General features: G+C 32.0%; 16 protein-coding genes and 3 tRNA genes. 10 read left to right on the plus strand and 9 right to left on the minus strand.

The window, feature by feature from the left end; all coding sequences use genetic code 11:
• Window positions 1–6 precede the first annotated feature (6 nt).
• The 4 genes from Q1W72_RS01960 to Q1W72_RS01975 form a co-directional block, all read right to left on the minus strand.
• A complete protein-coding gene (locus Q1W72_RS01960; protein WP_099715671.1) occupies window positions 7–858 on the minus strand; it encodes an N-acetylglucosamine kinase in 852 nt (283 codons plus the stop codon).
• Window positions 859–995: 137 nt separating this feature from the next.
• Entirely contained in the window at window positions 996–2,000 is a 1,005-nt protein-coding gene (gap, locus tag Q1W72_RS01965) for a type I glyceraldehyde-3-phosphate dehydrogenase (RefSeq protein ID WP_099715672.1), read from the minus strand.
• Between the two features lie 74 nt (window positions 2,001–2,074).
• The gene (gene pfkA, locus Q1W72_RS01970; RefSeq protein WP_099715673.1) at window positions 2,075–3,061 is read right to left on the minus strand and encodes a 6-phosphofructokinase; all 987 of its coding nucleotides are present in this window, start codon (window positions 3,059–3,061) and stop codon (window positions 2,075–2,077) included.
• Between the two features lie 385 nt (window positions 3,062–3,446).
• A complete protein-coding gene (locus tag Q1W72_RS01975) occupies window positions 3,447–7,853 on the minus strand; it encodes a translocation/assembly module TamB domain-containing protein (RefSeq protein WP_302137060.1) in 4,407 nt (1,468 codons plus the stop codon).
• Between the two features lie 225 nt (window positions 7,854–8,078).
• Here Q1W72_RS01975 and tsaD point away from each other — a divergent pair, with 225 nt between their 5' ends.
• The 8 genes from tsaD to Q1W72_RS02015 all read left to right on the plus strand — a co-directional run bounded on the left by tsaD (window position 8,079) and on the right by Q1W72_RS02015 (window position 16,037).
• Entirely contained in the window at window positions 8,079–9,101 is a 1,023-nt protein-coding gene (tsaD, locus tag Q1W72_RS01980; RefSeq protein WP_121343302.1) for a tRNA (adenosine(37)-N6)-threonylcarbamoyltransferase complex transferase subunit TsaD, read from the plus strand.
• A 3-nt stretch (window positions 9,102–9,104) separates the two neighbouring features.
• On the plus strand, window positions 9,105–9,815 hold the full coding sequence (locus tag Q1W72_RS01985; RefSeq protein ID WP_302137062.1) for a 16S rRNA (uracil(1498)-N(3))-methyltransferase: 711 nt from the start codon (window positions 9,105–9,107) through the stop codon (window positions 9,813–9,815).
• 19 nt (window positions 9,816–9,834) lie between these two features.
• A complete protein-coding gene (locus Q1W72_RS01990; RefSeq protein ID WP_121341938.1) occupies window positions 9,835–10,473 on the plus strand; it encodes a DUF4159 domain-containing protein in 639 nt (212 codons plus the stop codon).
• A gap of 444 nt (window positions 10,474–10,917) precedes the next feature.
• Window positions 10,918–11,865 (plus strand): zinc metalloprotease, encoded by a 948-nt coding sequence (locus Q1W72_RS01995; protein ID WP_099715678.1) that lies wholly within the window; start codon window positions 10,918–10,920, stop codon window positions 11,863–11,865.
• Between the two features lie 302 nt (window positions 11,866–12,167).
• Window positions 12,168–13,115: a zinc metalloprotease gene (locus tag Q1W72_RS02000; RefSeq protein WP_302137063.1), complete on the plus strand. Its 948-nt coding sequence runs from the start codon at window positions 12,168–12,170 to the stop codon at window positions 13,113–13,115.
• 77 nt (window positions 13,116–13,192) lie between these two features.
• Window positions 13,193–14,284 carry an AI-2E family transporter gene (locus tag Q1W72_RS02005; protein WP_302137064.1) on the plus strand — a complete coding sequence of 364 codons (1,092 nt, stop codon included), beginning with the start codon at window positions 13,193–13,195 and terminating at the stop codon, window positions 14,282–14,284.
• 2 nt (window positions 14,285–14,286) lie between these two features.
• A complete protein-coding gene (locus Q1W72_RS02010; protein WP_302137066.1) occupies window positions 14,287–15,468 on the plus strand; it encodes a class I SAM-dependent methyltransferase in 1,182 nt (393 codons plus the stop codon).
• A gap of 2 nt (window positions 15,469–15,470) precedes the next feature.
• Complete coding sequence (locus Q1W72_RS02015) at window positions 15,471–16,037, plus strand: hypothetical protein (RefSeq protein WP_302137068.1); 567 nt, start codon at window positions 15,471–15,473, stop codon at window positions 16,035–16,037.
• A 3-nt stretch (window positions 16,038–16,040) separates the two neighbouring features.
• On the opposite strand, the gene Q1W72_RS02020 is transcribed toward Q1W72_RS02015, so the two are convergent.
• From Q1W72_RS02020 to Q1W72_RS02035, 4 genes are all read right to left on the minus strand, one after another.
• Window positions 16,041–16,700: a M15 family metallopeptidase gene (locus Q1W72_RS02020; protein ID WP_302137070.1), complete on the minus strand. Its 660-nt coding sequence runs from the start codon at window positions 16,698–16,700 to the stop codon at window positions 16,041–16,043.
• A 92-nt stretch (window positions 16,701–16,792) separates the two neighbouring features.
• Window positions 16,793–16,866: transfer RNA gene (locus Q1W72_RS02025), tRNA-Arg, on the minus strand.
• 65 nt (window positions 16,867–16,931) lie between these two features.
• Window positions 16,932–17,006, minus strand: a tRNA-Pro gene (locus Q1W72_RS02030).
• Window positions 17,007–17,023: 17 nt separating this feature from the next.
• A tRNA-Ser gene (locus Q1W72_RS02035) sits at window positions 17,024–17,107 on the minus strand.
• 231 nt (window positions 17,108–17,338) lie between these two features.
• Between Q1W72_RS02035 and Q1W72_RS02040 the strand changes: the two genes are divergently transcribed.
• Entirely contained in the window at window positions 17,339–18,517 is a 1,179-nt protein-coding gene (locus Q1W72_RS02040; RefSeq protein ID WP_121341927.1) for an acetyl-CoA C-acyltransferase, read from the plus strand.
• 72 nt (window positions 18,518–18,589) lie between these two features.
• Complete coding sequence (locus Q1W72_RS02045) at window positions 18,590–19,351, plus strand: C40 family peptidase (protein WP_099715684.1); 762 nt, start codon at window positions 18,590–18,592, stop codon at window positions 19,349–19,351.
• A gap of 50 nt (window positions 19,352–19,401) precedes the next feature.
• On the opposite strand, the gene Q1W72_RS02050 is transcribed toward Q1W72_RS02045, so the two are convergent.
• Window positions 19,402–20,670 carry a lipopolysaccharide assembly protein LapB gene (locus Q1W72_RS02050; RefSeq protein ID WP_099715685.1) on the minus strand — a complete coding sequence of 423 codons (1,269 nt, stop codon included), beginning with the start codon at window positions 20,668–20,670 and terminating at the stop codon, window positions 19,402–19,404.
• Window positions 20,671–20,695: the final 25 nt, after the last annotated feature.

The following is a 20,695-nucleotide window of genomic DNA, read 5'->3' on the forward strand; positions in this document are numbered from 1 at the left end:
AGATTTTTATTTGTTGGCAATATGATACGCAATAAGTCCATCAATTGGTCTTCTAAGTACATTACCTAATTGTAATTCATATTTATCGAAAGTCTCTTGCAATTCATCTTTCAAATAAAACGCAATAGATCCCACAAAGTGAACAGGTACTTCCTTGCAATTATCAAATTGTTTAATATAATTTTTCACAAAAGATTTCATTCCTTTTAAAATTATTTTTCTACAGAACTCAGTGTCTTTATGTTGAATTAAGAACTTTGCAAATGTTGCTAAGTAAGCATTAGGATTTGCTTCTTTGTATAATTTACTTTTAATAGCATCAGGATCTAAATCGTATTCTTTCTCAAATTCTACTGCCAATTCTTTAGGCATTTTATTGAAATAATACTTTCTGATTAATTCTTTTCCAAAAACATTACCACTACAATCATCCATAACGATATATCCTAATGATTGTACTTTTTGGTGCAATTCTTTTCCATCAAAATAACTACAGTTAGATCCGGTTCCTAATATGCTGACAATAGCTTTTTCACCTTTAGGCGTTGTAGCGTAAACTGCAGCATAAGTATCCTCTTCAACTACAATAATTGCGTTAGGAAAATAGTTTTGAAAAATTTGTGAAAGTGAAATTTTCATTCTATCAGTTCCACAGCCTGCGCCATAGAAAAATAAATGAGTGGCCTCTTTTTTATTTTGCAATATATCAAAACGATCATTTAGACGTTCAATAATTTCATCTCCATCTAGAATTTCTGGATTTAATCCTAATGTTTGTGTGGTGAACAATACTTTTCCGGCATCATCTATCGCAATCCAATCGGCTTTAGTAGAACCACTATCAACTAATAATCTCATTTTTTTTGGTTTTTTTGGTTTTTGTGTTTCGTTTTTCTAGTTTAAAATGTGTGCAGTATAAAATTTACATTCAAAAAAGTAAACAAAAAATAAAATCCCGTTAAATATAATATAACGGGATTTGTAAATATAAAGAATTATTTTAAACCTGCAATGTGTACAGATAAATCAATTAATTTGCTAGAATAACCATATTCATTATCATACCAAGAGATGATTTTGAAAAAAGTAGAGTTCAATCCAATTCCTGCATTAGCATCAATGATAGATGTTCTTGAATCAGAAACGAAATCTTGAGAAACAACTAAATCCTCAGTATATCCTAAGATACCTTTCATTGTAGTTTCAGAAGCATTTTTCAATACAGCCATAATTTCTTCGTAAGTAGTTTCTTTTTCAACTTTTACAGTTAAATCAACTACAGAAACATCAGTTGTAGGAACACGCATTGACATACCTGTTAATTTTCCGTTCAATGAAGGAATAACTTTTCCTACTGCTTTAGCAGCACCTGTAGAAGATGGGATGATGTTGCATGAAGCAGCACGTCCACCTCTCCAGTCTTTTCTAGAAGGGCCATCAGTAGTCATTTGAGTTGAAGTTGTTGCGTGAACAGTAGTCATCAACGCTTCAACAATTCCAAAGTTATCATTGATAACTTTAGCTAATGGAGCTAAACAGTTAGTAGTACAAGATGCATTAGAAACAACCATATCAGTTGCTAAAGCTTCCTCATGGTTTACTCCCATTACAAACATTGGAGCATCAGCAGAAGGAGCTGAAATAATTACTTTTTTTGCACCACCTTTGATGTGCTCGTTTGCAGTTTCAATAGTTGTAAAGAAACCAGTACATTCAGCAACTACATCAACATCAACTTCATTCCATTTTAAATCTGCAGGATTTCTTTCAGCAGTAATACGAATGTTTTTTCCGTTTACAAAAAGTTTTCCATCAGTAACTTCAACAGTTCCATTGAAACGACCGTGAACTGAATCATATTTTAACAAGTAAGCTAAGTGATCTACATCTAATAAATCATTGATTGCTACAACTTCTACATTATCTCTGTTGAAAGACTCTCTGAAAACAATTCTTCCAATTCTTCCAAATCCGTTTATTCCTAATTTTACTTTTGACATTTTACTTTAATTTTTTTGTTTATTTTTATTAACTCAACCTAAAGTCTAATTTCCTCACAATAAACTTTAACCACTTATGTAGACATAATATCTGAAACTCTCAATAATTCTCTATCAATCATTGTTTTTCCTTTAATTGCTTGTTCTAAAGGCGTTAACGCTACTTTATCATTTTGCAATCCAACCATATAATTTGACTTCCCTTCCAATAAAGATTCAACGGCTTTTACACCTAATCTACTGGCTAAGACTCTGTCAAAACAAGATGGGGAACCACCTCGTTGCATGTGACCTAAAACTGAAACTCTAACATCATATTCAGGCAAATTGGCTTCAACATAATCTTTTAATTCGAATACATTTTTCCCAATTTTATCTCCTTCAGCAATAACAACTATACTGGATGATTTTCCTGAAGCTTTACTTTTTTGCAGTGATTCTAATAATCGGTCTAAACCTAAATCTTCTTCAGGAATTAAAATTTCTTCGGCTCCTGCACCAATACCTGCATTCAAAGCGATATGCCCAGCGTCTCTTCCCATTACTTCTACAAAGAATAATCGGTTGTGAGAACTTGCAGTATCTCTAATTTTATCAATTACATCAACTACAGTATTTAAAGCAGTATCGTACCCTAAAGTATGACTCGTCCCAAAAATATCATTATCAATAGTTCCCGGGATTCCCATTACTGGAAAATTAAATTCGGTATTGAATAATAAACCTCCGGTAAAAGTTCCGTCACCTCCTATTACCACTAAAGCGTCAATTCCTGCTTTAGTAAGATTTTCGTGTGCTTTTTTTCTTCCTTCTGGAGTTTTAAATTCTAAAGATCGAGCCGATTTAAGAATCGTCCCTCCTTTATTTACAATGTTGTTTACACTTCGAGGTCCCATTTCTTTGAAGTCTCCTTCAATCATTCCTTGATATCCTCTATAAATCCCTATGCATTCTATATTATGATAAGCACATGTTCGAACAACTGATCGAATAGCTGCATTCATTCCTGGTGAGTCTCCTCCCGAAGTTAGAACGCCAACTTTTTTTATTGTTTTTGGCATTATTTAAGTATTAAAGTGTAAAATTAGCAAACATTCAGCACTTTTAAAGCTGTGTTTTTAATAAATTAGTAAACCGTTCCAAATTCAAACGTTTTCGTTGATAAGTTTTTGGAAAAACAAAATAAAAAGGATTTTATTTAACAAAATTGAAAAATAATCGATTTTTATTTGATAATTAACAATTCGCTTGTTTTTTTGATTAAAAATCAAGACAATACATTAATTATTTGTTACTAAGATACAAAAAGAGCGTTTTCTTCTGTAAACTTTAAAAAATAATTATGATTTTATACAGCGATTGACTGTTCGAAATATTAATCGCCAGCAACATTAAACTGCATTTTTATTCAGAATTCGTAGTTTTTGTATTCGAAAAGACCAACTATTAGTTTTCCTCAGGAAGCAAACCTTCTTGATTTTTCTTGATCTTTTTGGGAACGGATTTATTTGATTTAGAAAAATTAATATAATCCGGAGACATATCAGAATCTTGATCTTCGGCAACAGGAACAGTAGCTCGGTCTATTTTTAGATTTTTAAAAATTTTATTAACTAGCTCTTTAAAAGTATCAAAATCGACCTCATAAGAAACCCCTAAACCTTGTGTATAACCAATTCCTTGACCTATATAATTAATATCATTCTCTTTATTAAAAAGACGTAAATTAAGTGTTCCATCCTCATTTACTCTATACAAAACTTCAACATCTCCTACGATTGCTGATTCATTAATCCCTCCAAAAGGAACTCCGAGTTTTCCATTAATCGTAATTCTTTCATTAATTTTTGATGAAATTGTAGCTACAAATCTTCCGTCAGTTTCTTTTCCTATTCTTCTGTCCGCACCAATGAAATTAAGACCTACTTTAAATTTCTCATCATCCGATTGTATGATTCCACCAAGTATACTAGAAGCAGTCTCGAATAAACTTCCTGAAAAATCAGATTGACTCACTCCTTCCGGACTTAAAAAACCACCAGATGATAATAAATACAAAGCTTGAGTTTGTCTTACATCCTTATCGTTTAATTTATATTGAATTTCTGATTTCAAAACATTACTTACTGTTGGGAATTCAATATTAAAATCAGGTTCTGGACTCGTCAAATCGCCTCGAATACCAATCACTACTTCAACAGGAACTTTAGTGTTAAACGATGAATTATCTAGCAATACAGCAGGATTTGCTGTAGTTTTATATACCGCTTCAAGGTTTAATTGTGCTCTCATCGGATTTCCTTCCCAAGAAATAGAACCACCTTTTCTAACTGCAAATTTCTTATCAATAAGTCCTCCATATTTAAAATTATAGGTTCCCTCATACGCCTGGAAATCCCCCCACATATTGAATTTTCCTAAAGTATTTATTTTAAACAATAAAGATCCAAAACCTTTCCCTTTCATTCCATGACCAGTATTTCGATCCAAAATTACTTCTACTTCAGCATCCGGTGTAATATCCAAATCAAACTCTAATTCCAGTCCGTTGTAGTTTCTGGAATTATCCGTAATTCCGTTTTCTAGATTGTATTTTTCTTGAGCGGTCACAAAATGTAGAAAAACATTATCACTTACGCTTTCGGCATTATTAATAGGGATTTTTACAGCTGTTCCTTTTTCAGATTTTGCGTCAACTTTTATAAACAAAGAATTCGTTGGCCCTTTTATAGTGGCTATACCGTCAATAAAAGCAGTTCCATAATAAGCAGCATCTTCACTGTCTTGAGTATCTAACGCTAAAAGCCTTTTGGAGCTAATGGCTAAATCCAGCTTCCAATCTGCAAAATTATTATGCTCAATACTTCCGTTTAATTTCCCTACAGTCCCGTATTTTGTATCCGTAAGCGTATTATTTCTAAACAGAAATTTCTCATCGGTAAGGTCAATAATGGTATTGTTGCTCAATGCATAATCAACATTCAAATATGGAATCGTTATACCGGCATCATCCAAAAATAAACGCCCATTAATATTCGGTTTTTTAAGATTTCCTTCAATCGTGGCATTACCGGAAATAGAACCTCTAATATTTGATAAAACCTCCCCGCCAAGCGAGTTAAGAGTTGCAATGTTAAACTTTTCGAATTTTAGTTTTAAATCCAGAATAGTTTCTTTGTTAACTATTTCAAAGCTTCCATTGGCATTAAAAGATTCAAAATTTTTATTTTCTAAATTAGAATTTATGGTAAACTTTCTAAGGCTTTCATCCCCTTCAATTTCAAAATTCAAAGTACCTAAATCTGTTTTATTGACATTCAAATTATCGATTACTATGGAAGATGTAGGCTGATAAACATTATTATTTTGCTTAAAATTCACCTCACCATTTATATTTCCATGAGTAACAAACTTGTTGTTGGCAGGCGTAATTTGGTTTAGATCTACATCTTTAAAGCTCAATTTCAAATCCTTGACATTAGAGCCTTTAAAAGCACCCATTAACGAAATAGACTGATTTTCATGCGACAATATTATATTATCAATATCAAAATTCTTAAATGATTTATCAAAAACAATCTGATTATTTGGCGTTTCATTTTCATTCAAAAACCATAGATAATCCTTGAATTTCACTTCTGATTTACTGATTCCAACAACGTTATTATTGTCTTTATTGATGGTATGATATAAATTCAGATTATAATAATCTTCCCCTTTTGAACCGCCTTTAAATTCTGAACGAAAGAACAAAGTATCTTTCATGGTCACATTTATCACACTAAAATCACGAATTTTATAATATTTCGTTTTTATGCTATCCAATTCAATGTAAGCATTATAAAGTGGATTTTTATTATCTACCGTAACTCGGATATTATCAAATGTATTATTGGAAGCTACTATTTGAGGCGAATTAAAATTAAGTTTAAATTCTTGATTATCAGAGTTTATATTTCCTTTAACTATAGTATTAGAACCGATTGAAATATCAGGATAAAATATTTCGATGATTTTATTATAAATCGAGAAATTGAATTTAAGAAACTGCCCTTTTTTGACCTTACTTGGTTTGAAATTTGTATAAAGACTTCCCAAAGAATTTTTTACTAAATTCTCCAACTGATTGAATTCATATCTACCTACAATTTCACCTTCAACAATATCCGGAGAGTTTACTGTTATGGTTCGGATTTTGTTTTGGTCAAAACTGGAAATTATTGTAAAATCATCAAAGTTGTAAATTCCCTTTGTATTTTGATAAGACGTTTTATTAATGTAAACATTTCCTTGAAAATTCTCTATATTATTTCCCGAAGCTTCCACCACAACATCCCCTTTGAAAATAGAAACAGAATCTTTTACTAATTTCAATTTAGTTAAATCAGCGTTTTCAACATTTATATGAAAATCGTATCGGCTGTCTTTTTTACTTAAATCCAATAAACCATCAAAAGTCATGCTTAAATTAGGGTCATTAACAGATATTTGACCTTTATAATTAGGACTTTTAAGCGTTCCATTGACAACAATATTGGTATAATTATAGTTTTTATAATCGATTTGACTAATATCTCCTTTTATTGCGGTATTAAGATATTCCCGTTTAAAACCTTTTCCGTCTACATCAATATTCAAACTTACACTACCAAGCTCCTTTTGATCAAATAATGTCCCAATATCAAAATTTTCTAAAATAACATTCCCTAAATAGGAAGCCTTATCAATTACATCAATATTTTGTATTGCTAAATTAGAAGTCACTTTTCCCAATGCGGTAATCATAGAAAAATCAGCTTCAACTGCAGTAGTTGAAACATTAGAAGTTCCTACAGCGGTAAATCTTCCTAATTTTTTTAAAGAAGTAGGTAATTTATTTCCTAGAATATTGGGAAGTATTACAATTAAATCATCATAACTGGAAGTTAGCTTATCAAATTTGGCATACATAGAAAATTTTTGCCCTTTTTTGGCAAACAAATTTTTAAAATTGATATCACCATTGATTCGCGTTTTACGGTCATCAACTAATTTTAAGTTTTTAAACCTTAAATCATTTAAAGTCCCTTTTATACTTGCTTTGGTATAAAAATGTTGGTTTTTGCCTAATTCTTTATAAAAATAACGAATGTCATTTGAAGCAATTGACGCTGCATCTAATTTTATATCAAACTGAACTTTATCGGTAAAATTAGAAAAATCTTCAATTTTATATTTTAATAAAACAGTTCCTTTCAGCGTTGATTCTTTGGTCAACAAATCAAGATTTTCCAGTTTTATATTCTTTTTCGAATAACTGAATTTGGAACTTAAATTTTTAACATACAAACCACGGAAATCCAAAAACGACATTCTATTAATCATTGTGGTAACATCCGGACCGTATATTTTGAAATCAGTTACTGAAGCATTCAGTTTAGTAAAATCTAAATCCTTAGGATTCTCACGATTGTCATCAGTCAAAATAAAATGACCATCATAAATTTTTAAAGTATTTACTTTTAATAAAAATTTCTTGGTTGATGGCTTTCCAGTTTCAAAAGCTGCGATAAACTTATCGAGATTGGATTGTTTTTCGTTTTTATACGTTCTCAAATTAAAAAGCAGCCCATGTAAATCTAAATCATCAAAGATTAAATCTCCATCGAGCATTTTTTTACCTTCTAAAATAGTGGTTGAAATTCTATTGGCATAAATTAAAGTATCTTTATGATGATCACGAATCAATACTTTTTTAAACTTTACACCTCCAAAAACTGAAATGGCAACTTCATCAATATTAATATTAGTGCCAAAATCTTTATTAATGCTATTTGTAAAATATTGAGCAATTTTTGTTTGAACAAATGGCATGGTGAGAGTAATACCGAGTACCAACAAAAGTAGGATTAGTCCAAGCAGAGAACGAAATACTATTTTTTTAATTTTTTTGATACCTATATATAATTTAAATTTTCTAATATTTCATTTTGCCTTTGGAAACGGAAGCACCTTAAATAAAAATTCTTTAATTTTGGCTGCTACAAAACGATTTTTACAATCGACTTGTCAAATGTAATTCAAAATCTGTGCCTTTTTATGCAAAATTCCGAGGTTTTTATTCTTGCCATCGAAAGTTCCTGTGACGATACCGCTGCTGCTATTTTACAAAACGATAAAGTGTTGTCGAATGTTGTTGCAAATCAGCTTATACACAATCAATATGGCGGCGTGGTTCCTGAACTGGCCTCTCGCGCGCACCAACAAAACATAGTTCCGGTAATCGATGCCGCGCTTCGTAATGCAAATATACAAAAAGAACAGCTATCGGCAATTGCCTTTACACAAGGTCCCGGACTGATGGGGTCGCTTTTAGTAGGAAGCTCATTTGCAAAATCAATTGCTTTGGCCTTGAAAGTTCCATTGATTGCTGTAAACCATATGCAGGCGCACGTTTTAGCCCATTTTATAGATGAAGAAGGATATGAAAAACCTACTTTCCCTTTTTTGGCGTTGACCATAAGCGGTGGACATACTCAAATTATAAAAGTGGACAACTATTTTGAAATGACCGTAATTGGAGAAACCACTGACGATGCGGTTGGCGAAGCTTTTGATAAAAGTGCAAAAATACTGGGTCTTCCCTATCCTGGAGGTCCTTTAATTGACAAATATGCTCAATTAGGAAATCCAAAAGCTTTTGCATTTACTAAACCAAAAGTTCCAGGATTGGATTTCAGCTTTTCAGGTTTAAAAACAGCTATTCTGTATTTTATTCAAAAGAAAAAATTAGAAAACCCCAATTTTGTTGACGAAAACCTCAATGATATTTGTGCATCCATTCAACATACGATTATTGAAATTTTAATGGACAAAATAAAATTGGCAGTAAAGGAAACCGGAATAAAACAAATAGCAATTGGCGGAGGAGTTTCTGCAAATTCTGGAATTCGAAACACATTAAAAGAAACAGAGAATAAATACGGTTGGAAAACCTTTATTCCTAAATTTGAATATACTACCGATAATGCTGCAATGATTGGAATTGTAGGTTATCAAAAGTTTTTATCGCAAAAATTTGAAACTTCTTCTGTTGTTTCTAAAGCAAGAATACAATTATAAATTATGCAATTATTTTACAATCCAAATATTACAGAATCTACCGAAACTTTTTCTTTTGATAAAGAAGAAAGCAAACATATTATTAAAGTATTACGAAAGAAAGATACCGATATATTATTTGTAACCAATGGCTTGGGTTTTTTATTTAAAACAGAAATCACATTAGCTTCGGATAGCAAATGCACCGTTAAAATCCTTTCTTTCGAAAAAGCACCAGCCTCAAAATTTCATTTGCATTTAGCCGTAGCACCTACTAAAATGAATGATCGTTACGAATGGTTTCTTGAAAAAGCAACCGAAATAGGCATACACGAAATCACGCCTATCATTTGTGATCATTCCGAGCGAAAAGTCATCAATAATGAACGATTTGATAAAATTTTGTTGGCGGCCATGAAGCAATCTAATGAATTGTATTTACCAAAATTAAATAATGCCATAACCTTCAAAGAATTCATTAAACTTGAAAGAGAAGGTTTAAAACTGATTGCACATTGCGAAGAAACGGATAAAAGAACACTGAAATCAGTTTTGAAACCCAATGAAAATATAACGCTACTCATAGGTCCGGAAGGTGATTTTTCCGAAAAAGAAATTGCTTTAGCTCTTGAAAATAGCTTTATCCCAGTTTCATTAGGAAATACCAGATTAAGGACTGAAACCGCTGCAATTGTCGCCTGCCATAGCGTAGTTTTTGTCAATGAAGAAGAATAAGAACTGATTTTATGCAATTATGAAACAACTATTTTATCTCCTGTTATTGTTTTCAATACCAACATTTTCACAAGAAATCGCTTTGGTAAAATATAGCGGCGGCGGTGATTGGTATGCAAATCCTACATCATTGCCCAACTTGATAAAATATTGTAATGCCAATATCAATACCCGAATAAAAACAAAACCATCAACTGTTGAACCCAGCAGTCCTGACTTATTCTCCTATCCCTATGTTCACATGACAGGACATGGAAATGTTGTTTTTAGTGATGCTGACAGTAGTAATCTTAAAAATTATTTACTCGCTGGAGGATTTCTCCATATTGATGATAATTACGGTATGGATCAATACATACGAAAAGAAATAAAAAAAATATTTCCAAATAATAACCTGATTGAAATCCCATCCAATCATGCCATTTTTCAAAAACCGTATTCATTCCCAAACGGATTGCCAAAAATACATGAGCATGATGGAAAACGACCGCAAGCCTTCGGGATATTTGTTGAAAACAAATTAGTATTGCTTTACACCTACGAATGTGATTTAGGAGACGGTTGGGAAGATCCTGAAGTGAATAACGACCCAATTGATGTTCGTGAAAAAGCATTAAAAATGGGTGCAAATATTCTTAATTATATTTTTAATAATTAAGAATTCTGTTTTTAAGTTTCATTTAAAAACGACCTATTCAATATTTAGATTTGAATAGGCGTTTTCATTTAAAACCGTTTCAACAAAAACATATTACACACACAGGTACTGAAAAATAAGGAAAAAGAACCTCCAAAAGGCTATTTCCAGCAAAAAATAAAAACATCAATTTCATATACATTTATGAGATTATTTTATTTAATGACAAAATATCTCTTAAATGAATCCATTATCACTACAATTTTGGAATGTTGAAATCTGGTTGAAAAAAATTTGTATGAAAGTACTTGTAAATTGTAAATCTTTAAAATTAACTCAAAGCAGTAAAATCAATAGAATGATTTATTTTTTAATTTTTTTTTTCAATAAAATTTTTTTTGTGAAAAAATTGTTATAGAATTGTGAAATAATTAACCAAATCTATTAATTTATAACAAATTTTTTATGAAAAAAATTCTTTTATCTGCCGTAGCATTATTGATGCTTTTCTCTTGTCAAAATGAAACAACAGAAGTTGCACCAGAAGCCAGTGTATTGGCACGACGCGGTTGTGCGTCTCAAGAAGTTCTTGAAGCGCAATTGAAAGCTGACCCAACTTTAGCTTTAAGAATGAACGAAATTGAAGCATTTACTCAAAAAGCAATGTTATCTGGTCGTTTAGTAAACGGTAAAGTTGAAATTCCTGTTGTAGTAAACGTATTGTACAAAACTGCCGCAGAAAACATTTCTGATGCTCAAATTCAATCTCAAATTGATGTATTAAATGACGATTTTAATGCAACTAATTCAGATTTCAGCAGTACACCTGCTTTATTCTCTGGAGTTGCTGCAAATGTTGGAATCACTTTTGTTTTAGAAACAGTAAATAGAAAATCTACTACTAAAACATCTTGGGGAACTAGAGATGCTATGAAAAAAACAAAACAAGGAGGTTTAGATCCTACTTCACCTACAACAAAACTTAACATGTGGGCTTGTACTATTGGTGGTGGAATCTTAGGTTATGCTCAATTTCCTGGAGGATCAACAACTACTGATGGTGTTGTAATCGATTCAAAATATTTTGGATTATCTGGATCAGGAGCTTATCCTTATAACTTAGGAAGAACAGCTACTCACGAAGTTGGTCACTGGATGAACTTACGTCACATTTGGGGAGATGCTACTTGTGGAAGTGATTTAGTTTCTGATACACCGACACACAACACTGCTAACTACGGTGTACCAGCTTACCCACATTACAGCACTTGTACTGGAACTCCGGTAGAAATGACTATGAACTACATGGATTACACAGACGATAGAGGAATGTACATGTTCTCTAACGGTCAAAAATCAAGAATGGCTGCAATTTTTGTTTCTGGTGGATCAAGAGCAGGTTTCGGAATATAATTCCCTTTAAAACTTAATAAGAGAGGCGACTTTTTAGGTCGCCTCTTTTTTATTTAAAAGCTTATATGATTTTATTTTTCGTTTAATGCTGAAGTAGATATTAACTCCATAAATCTTATTTAATAGCATTATATGCTAAAATTGTAAGGTTGAACTATTTAAAGTTCATACCCTAAAAGCATAATTTCAACATCTTTTTGAATTATTTTTTAAATAAATGTTTAAAAAATTTGTTTTTAGGAAAAATTGTTATAAAATTGTTAAATAATTAACCAAAACCATTAATTTATAACAAATTTATTATGAAAAAAATTCTTTTATCTGCTGTAGCATTATTGATGCTTTTTTCTTGTCAAAATGACACAACAGAAATGACTCCATCTGCTGATGCGGTTACAAAACGCGGTTGTGCATCTCAAGAGGTTTTAGCGGCCCAAATGAAGGCTGATCCAACTTTAGCCTTAAGAATGAACGAAATTGAAGCATTCACACAAAAAACAATGTCTACTGCACGTTTAGTAAACGGAAAGGTTCAAATTCCTGTAGTTGTAAATGTTCTTTACAGAACTACTGCCGAAAATATTTCATTAGCACAGATCCAATCACAAATTGATGTATTAAACAAAGATTTTAACGCAGCTAATTCTGATTTCAATAGCGTTCCTGCATTATTTTCTGGAGTTAAAGCGAATGTAGGAATCTCTTTTGTTTTAGACCAAGTAATCAGAAAATCAACTACTAAAACATCTTGGGGAACAACAGACACTATGAAGAAAACTACTTATGGTGGTTTGGCTCCAACATCTCCAACAACAAAATTAAATCTTTGGATTTGTACTATTGGTGGTGGAATCTTAGGATATGCTCAGTTTCCTGGAGGATCATCTTCAACAGATGGTGTTGCAATTGATTCTAAATATTTAGGAACTACAGGAACTGCTATTTATCCTTACAACTTAGGAAGAACAGCTACTCACGAAGTTGGTCACTGGATGAACTTACGTCACATTTGGGGAGATGCAACTTGTGGAAGTGATTTAGTTTCTGATACACCTACGCACAACACTGCTAACTACGGTGTACCTGCTTACCCGCATTACAGCACTTGTTCAGGAACTCCAGTAGAAATGACTATGAATTACATGGATTACACAGACGATAGAGGAATGTATATGTTCTCTAACGGTCAAAAATCAAGAATGGCTGCTTTATTCGTTTCTGGCGGATCAAGAGCTAGTTTTGGAATATAATTTTTTAGTTTTTTTAGATTTTAAAACTCGCTACTTGTTAGCGAGTTTTTTTTATCTTTATAACCTAAAATAGCAATATGATTACATCTAAAACCATTTCAAATGGCATTATCAGAGCATTATTAACAACGGTTTTCGTTGGTTTAATTTTGTTCTTCTTCTATAAAATTCAATCGGTTCTAATTTATCTAGTGGTATCTTTTATACTTACACTGATTGGAAATCCTATTTTAGACTTTTTCAAAAAAAGATTGAAATTCAATCATCTATTTGCAACTATTACTACTTTATTTATTTTCATATTGATCATATTAGGGTTTATAATGATGTTTATACCTTTAATTTTATCACAAGGAGAAAATTTATCACTTCTTAACACTACTGAAATTGAAAAAAATATAGTTCAGTTAATCAATCAAATCACTGTGTTTTTGGACAATCACCAAATTGATTCTGCACAAGTTTTAAAAGAAGCAAACATTACCTCTAAAATAAATTTCAATATTATCCCTAATTTTTTAAATGCAATTTTAGGTACCATCAGCAGTTTCGGAATGGGATTGGGCTCGGTTCTGTTCATTACTTTTTTCTTTTTAAAAGACCGATTAATGTTTATTGTTGGCGCAAAGAAATTAATTCCAGACAGTCATGAAGATCAAATTTTGAATTCATTGGAAAAAATAAATCATTTACTGTCTCGTTATTTTATTGGTTTACTGCTTCAATTATTTATTGTATTCCTTTTATACCTTATAGTTCTAGTTATTTTTGGTGTTCCAAATGCTATTGTTATTGCTTTTTTATGCGCGGTGCTAAATATCATTCCGTATATTGGTCCATTGATTGCCTCTTTTTTAGCGGCAATTTTAACTATGATGAGTAATTTAGGAAGTGATTTTCAATCTGAAATTTTGCCTACAACAATTTATGTATTAATAGGTTTTTGGATTGTTCAAGTAATAGATAATAATCTGTCGCAACCTATAATTTTTTCCAAAAGCGTCAGCTCACATCCTTTAGAAATCTTTCTAGTAATCCTAATTGCAGGTTTCCTTTTTGGAATAGTAGGGATGATTGTGGCAGTTCCTTTATATACCATAATAAAAGTGATTGGAAAAGAATTCTTTCCTGAAAACAAAATCATTCAACTATTAACTAAAGATATTTAATTTTGGATTTAAGGATTCTAAATGCCGAAATACAGGCGTTTATCGATAATAATATTGGCAAAAGCATTTCAAAATTAGCACTGCAAAAAAATCCCTTTCAAGAAGTGGATTGGATTTCTATTTTGAACCAAATAGAAGCCAAAACAAAAGCTAAAGAAAAACTCCCAACTTGGTTTTCGACCGAAAATATTATTTACCCCAGTAAAATTTCAATAGAACAAACGTCATCCGAAAAAACCGCAGCCTATAAAGCTTCTATTGTATCCGGGGAATCTCTAATCGATTTAACGGGAGGCTTTGGAGTTGACGATTTTTATTTTGCAAAAAAAATAAAAACTGTTGCGCATTGTGAAATTAATCCAGAATTGTCAAATCTGGTAAAACATAATTTCGAGCAATTGGATGTTTCCAATATCACTTGTTATGCCGGAGACAGTTTAGCGACTTTATTCTCTTTAAATTCAAAATGGGACTGGATTTACATTGATCCTTCCAGACGAAATGACACTAAAGGCAAAGTATTCATGCTAAAGGATTGTTTACCAAATGTTCCTGAAAATATTGATTTTTATTTTACGCATTCAAATGCCGTTCTAATAAAAACAGCACCTATTCTTGATATTTCTGCAGGATTATCCGAATTAAAACATGTAAAAACGATTCATATCGTAGCTTTAGAAAATGAAGTGAAAGAATTGTTATGGGAATTACACAAAGATTATTCTGGAAATATAAACATTAAAACTGTCAATATTTTAAAAGATAAAACAGAAACATTTGATTTTGTTCTGAACGAAAATTCTAAATTCCCGAACTTAAGCTTGCCTCAAAAGTATTTATACGAACCCAATAGCGCTATCATGAAATCCGGTGGATTTGATGAAGTAAGCTCGTTTTATAATCTAAATAAATTACACAAACATTCTCATTTGTATACATCAACGGTCTTGCTATCTTTTCCGGGGCGCGTTTTTGAAATTCAAAATACATTTCCTTACAACAAAACGGAAATGAAAAGTTATTTAGAAAAAAGTCAAGCAAATATAACTACCCGCAATTTTCCTGACAGCGTAGAAACTATTCGAAAAAAATGGAAAATAAAAGACGGAGGAAATGTATATTGTTTTTTCACAACTGATGAAAATAATCATAAAATAGTTTTAATTTGCACCAAAATATCATAAAAATGAAATACGTTATTACAATAACTTTATTATTCCTCAGCTTGAATATATTTGCTCAAAAACCATGTGAATATAACGCAAATGTTACCGATTCTTTAGGTACTTACAAATCGACAAAAGAATACATGATTAGCGAGAAAAATTTTGCCGGAAATTCCAGTTATATTTTTTATTCATTAGCATTAACAGATGGAATACCAACATTGAGTGTGCAATTAATTCAAAAAAGCAAAGATTTTTTGAAAGCGAATTGTTTTGATAAAAATTCTAAATTATTTTTACAGTTAAACAATGGAAAAATAATCACATTGATACATATCGATCAAGAAAATTGCGGTACCATGTTACGCGACGATAAAGGATTTGATAATAGAGTTAATACAGGTATTTTCATGTTTATGAAAGATAGCTTTGAAGAATTAAAAAGCTCTCCGGTATCGATGATGCGAATTAAATATTTGACAGACACCGAAGATTATGTCTTTAAAAAAGAGTTTAAATCGGAATTAACGAATGAAATTTACAATCCGGAAAACTACTTCATCAATTACTTAAAATGTATTCAATAGGAACTATTTACAGTCCCATTTAGCATTAGAAACTTTATCATTCAAACCTGACTTCAAATTGTAGTGCCACCATTCTGAATCAAAAGAATTAAAACCGCTGCTAGACATAATTGTTTTTAATAGTATTCTATTTTGTTTTACCTCTTCTGAAAGATTTGGATAATTGTGGCCCGCCTCAACTCCAAAAAAATCGAAAGAAGTTCCCATGTCTAATTCTTTTCCATTTCTGTCTACCAAAGTAATATCTACGGCTCCTCCTCTATTGTGAATAGAACCTTTGGCAGGATTTGCAACATATTCAGGGTTAGATACAATTTTCCACATTTTTTTCTGAATGTCCAAAGGGCGGTAACAGTCAAAAATTTTGATTTTGTATCCTTTTTCCAAGAATTTTTTATTCACATCAACAAGTGCATTAACGGTTTTTAAACGTAAAAAACATTCCGCACAATCATACACTTTTGCTTTCAGGAAATTATCAGACGTTGCATACTTCATATCATACACAAAATCTTGACTATACTCTTTTAAATTTACAAATGTAGTATCATTGATACTTGTAGAATCCCTTTCTTGACCAGCAGAAACAATAGTTTGCGATTTACAGGAAACAATACATAAAAAAGAAAACAGAAGTACAAATGGTTTGAAGTAGGAAGTCATAAATGCTATTTTTTATAAAAATAGAATAAATAAAGGGATTTCAGGAACTATAAAAACAAAAAAAACGATACTATTTCTAGTATCGTTTTAAGTGAAGGCAGAAGGATTCGAACCTTCGACCGCCTGCTTAGAAGGCAGGTGCTCTATCCAGCTGAGCTATGCCTCCATTTATTATTTTGACCTCCTGCTTAGAAGGCAGGTGCTCTGTAGTAATAAACAGAGTAAAATTAGTCGGGGTGGCAGGATTCGAACCTGCGGCCTCCTGCTCCCAAAGCAGGCGCGATAACCGAGCTACGCTACACCCCGAAAAGCAAATTATAAAGCGGAGGGACAGGGACTCGAACCCTGGCACCGATTACTCGATGACAGTTTAGCAAACTGCTCCATTACCACTCTGGCACCCCTCCAAGCTCAAAGAAACGTGTCCTGTTTTGCGGTTGCAAATTTAAGACATCTTTACGTTTCTCACAACTATTTAAGGCCTTTTTTTTAATATTTTTTATCATTTTTACAAAAACACTTCACAATCAAATATATAGAATAGAAATTAATTTAAAAAAAGATAATGGCAAAATCAAAATTTGAAATTGTTTAAAAAAGATTAAATTTGCTACATAAACCAACATTATAAAAAAGTCATGAACAAAAGAGTTGTTATCGTTTCTGCCGTTAGGACACCTATCGGAAGTTTTATGGGGGGATTATCTACAGTTACTGCTCCAAAATTAGGAGCAATCGCTATTAAAGGTGCTTTAGATAAAATAAAGTTAGATCCAAATTTAATTGATGAAGTATTCATGGGCAATGTAGTTCAAGCCGGTGTAGGACAAGCTCCTGCAAGACAAGCTGCACTATTTGCCGGTTTACCAGATTCAGTTGCCTGCACCACAATAAATAAAGTATGTGCTTCAGGAATGAAAGCAGTTATGTTAGGCGCACAAGCTATTCAATGCGGTGATGCCGAAATTGTAGTTGCCGGTGGAATGGAAAACATGAGTTTGATTCCACATTATATGAATTTAAGAAATGGAACTAAATTTGGCCCTGCAACCATGATTGACGGAATGCAGAAAGACGGGCTTACTGATGCTTATGATAACAGCGCTATGGGAGTGTGTGCTGACTTATGTGCTTCAGAATATAATATTACAAGAGAAGATCAAGATAACTACGCAATTCAATCGTATGAGCGTAGTGCAAAAGCATGGGATTCAGGAAAATTTGACAATGAAGTTGTTCCGGTTCCGGTTCCACAAAGAAAAGGAGATCCTATCATCGTTTCTAAAGATGAAGAATTCACGAATGTGAAATTAGATAAAATACCATCATTGAATGCTGTTTTCACAAAAGATGGAACTGTAACTGCAGCTAATGCATCAACAATAAACGATGGAGCAGCAGCAGTAATATTAATGAGTGAGGAAAAAGCAATCGCTTTAGGACTAAAACCTTTGGCTTATATCAACGGATATGCTGATGCCGCTCAAGAACCTAAATGGTTTACTACAAGTCCTGCAAAAGCAATTCCTAAAGCATTGGAAAAAGCTGGAATAACGATTAATGATGTAGATTATTTTGAATTTAATGAAGCATTTGCCGTTGTAGGTTTGGCTAATTCACAAATTCTTGGATTAGAAGACAACAAAGTAAATGTAAATGGTGGTGCTGTATCTTTAGGACATCCTCTTGGTTGTTCAGGAGTTAGAATCATTGTTACGTTATTAAATGTTTTAGAACAGAACAATGCTAAAATTGGTGCTGCTGCAATTTGCAATGGCGGTGGCGGTGCTTCAGCAATTGTTATTGAAAGAGCTTAAATAATTATAGGTTAAGAGTTATAGGTTTTTCAAGTCTATAACTCTTAATTCTTAACTCATAAAAGAACCTAAATGTTCGGAATTTGTAATCTAGCCATAATCCCACTTCGCTTTGAACCCAGTGACAGAAGCGAAATCGTTTCTCAAGTTTTATTTGGTGAACATTTTGAAATTTTAGAGCAATTGAGACAATGGTCCAAAATCAGAATGCAATATGATGATTACGAAGGCTGGATAGATTCTAAACAATTACAACTGATTTCCGAAGCCAGTTTTAATCAACTATCTTCTGAAGCTATCATTTTAAATGCTGATTTAATAGAATATATTACCGTACCAAATAATTTATTGATACCCATTCCGCTTGGTTCCTCTTTATCTTTTATACATCATAATGAGATAAATATTTCGAATTTTGATTTTGAAGGAACTAAAACCAGTGGAGAAAAAAGCAAAGAGAGCTTAATAAATACTGCTTTTATGTATTTGAATGCTCCTTACCTTTGGGGAGGAAAAACTCCTTTTGGTATTGATTGCTCGGGTTTTACCCAAATGGTATACAAACTCAATGGATACAAATTATTGCGAGATGCCTCTCAACAATCGACACAAGGAGAAGCATTAAGTTTTATTGAAGAAAGCGAACCTGGAGACTTAGCATTTTTTGATAATGAAGAAGGCAACATTATTCATGTTGGAATCATAATGGCCGATAATTACATCATTCACGCCAGTGGAAAAGTACGGATTGACCGCATAGATCATTTAGGAATATTTAATGCTGAGACAAATAAGCATACTCACAAATTAAGAGTCATCAAAAAAATAGTATAAAAAAAAAGCCTGTCTAAAATTAGACAGGCTTTTTTATTTGAAAAATTATTTTACATTTTAGCTTTTAACGCTTTGTATTCTGCAGTCATTTCTAATGCACTGTAAACACCTAAAAGAGTTTTAGAAACATCTGTATTTTTAGGATCTAGTTCAACCGCTTTTTCAAGATAAGGAATTGTTCCTTTAAAAAGCTCTTCTCTTTTCTTTTTCAATTCATCATAACGCTTCATATCCTTAGTAGAAGTTCCAAGCTTGTTCATTTCGTCAATGATCGCTTTCTCATTTTCTAATTTCAAAGCAGCTAAATTAATATACCCATTAATATATTTTGGGTTAATTTCTATAACTCTCTTGTAATATTTTTCAGCATCTGCAACATTTTTAGCATTTGCACTTAATACTCCCAAGTTAAAAATCAAATCAGCGTCATTTGGATTTTTTTCCAATACTTCAGCGATTAATTTTTTGTACATATCGAAATCTTTTGTTTCCAAATAAAGATTAGCTTCCGTTAAAGTCAATGAAGTATCTTCAGGATTTGCTATTCTCGCTTCAGAAATTGCTTTTTTAGCTTCTTCAGTTTTACCTTTTTCAACTAAAATCAAAGCCATGTTTTTATATATCTCACCTCTTTTAGAAGGAATAACTTCAGTTCTTGGCTTTTCATGCGTTCCTAACTTCACCATTCTGTCTCTTTCTTGAAGTGTCGTAAAAAAGTCTTCTTGACTAGTTAATTTATTAACTGCAAAATAGCTGGTTCCTTTTCCAGAATAGTTTAAGTTTTTCAAATCATCATACAACTTAAGTGCTGCATCATAATCTTTAGCGTTTACATACGTAGAAGCTGCGTAATATAAATTGATAGTGTCTTTTTTATCTAACAAATAAGCGTCATATAATTTTTTAGCACTATCAGCATGCTTATCCACTTTTGAATCAGCAATTGCACCGTTAATCAACTTGAATTTAATATCAGTAATTGAAGCTGCAGCCTGAGTTGAAAATTTTACTTTCCCAGAAGTTTTCTCAGCAGCAATTAAATCTTGGTATGCTTTTGCAGCAAGCGAAAGATTGGTATTAGTATCAACATTCTTGTTGGCTAAATCTAATAAAGAATTCCCTTTTACAAAGAAAAATTGTGCTTTTTCAGCATCTGGAGCATTCACTACTAAATATTCAGCTTCATTCAAGATCGTTACTGCTTCTTGAGACTTACCAGCTTTCAACGCTTTTTCTGCGGCTTTAATTTGATCTTTTTGAGCAAAAGTAGCTACTGATATCAATAATGCTGATGCTAGTAATACATATTTACTTTTCATAATATTCTATTTTTGTTTAATAATT

The organism is Flavobacterium sp. ZE23DGlu08 (genome assembly GCF_030505335.1).
Lineage (GTDB): Bacteria > Bacteroidota > Bacteroidia > Flavobacteriales > Flavobacteriaceae > Flavobacterium > Flavobacterium algoritolerans.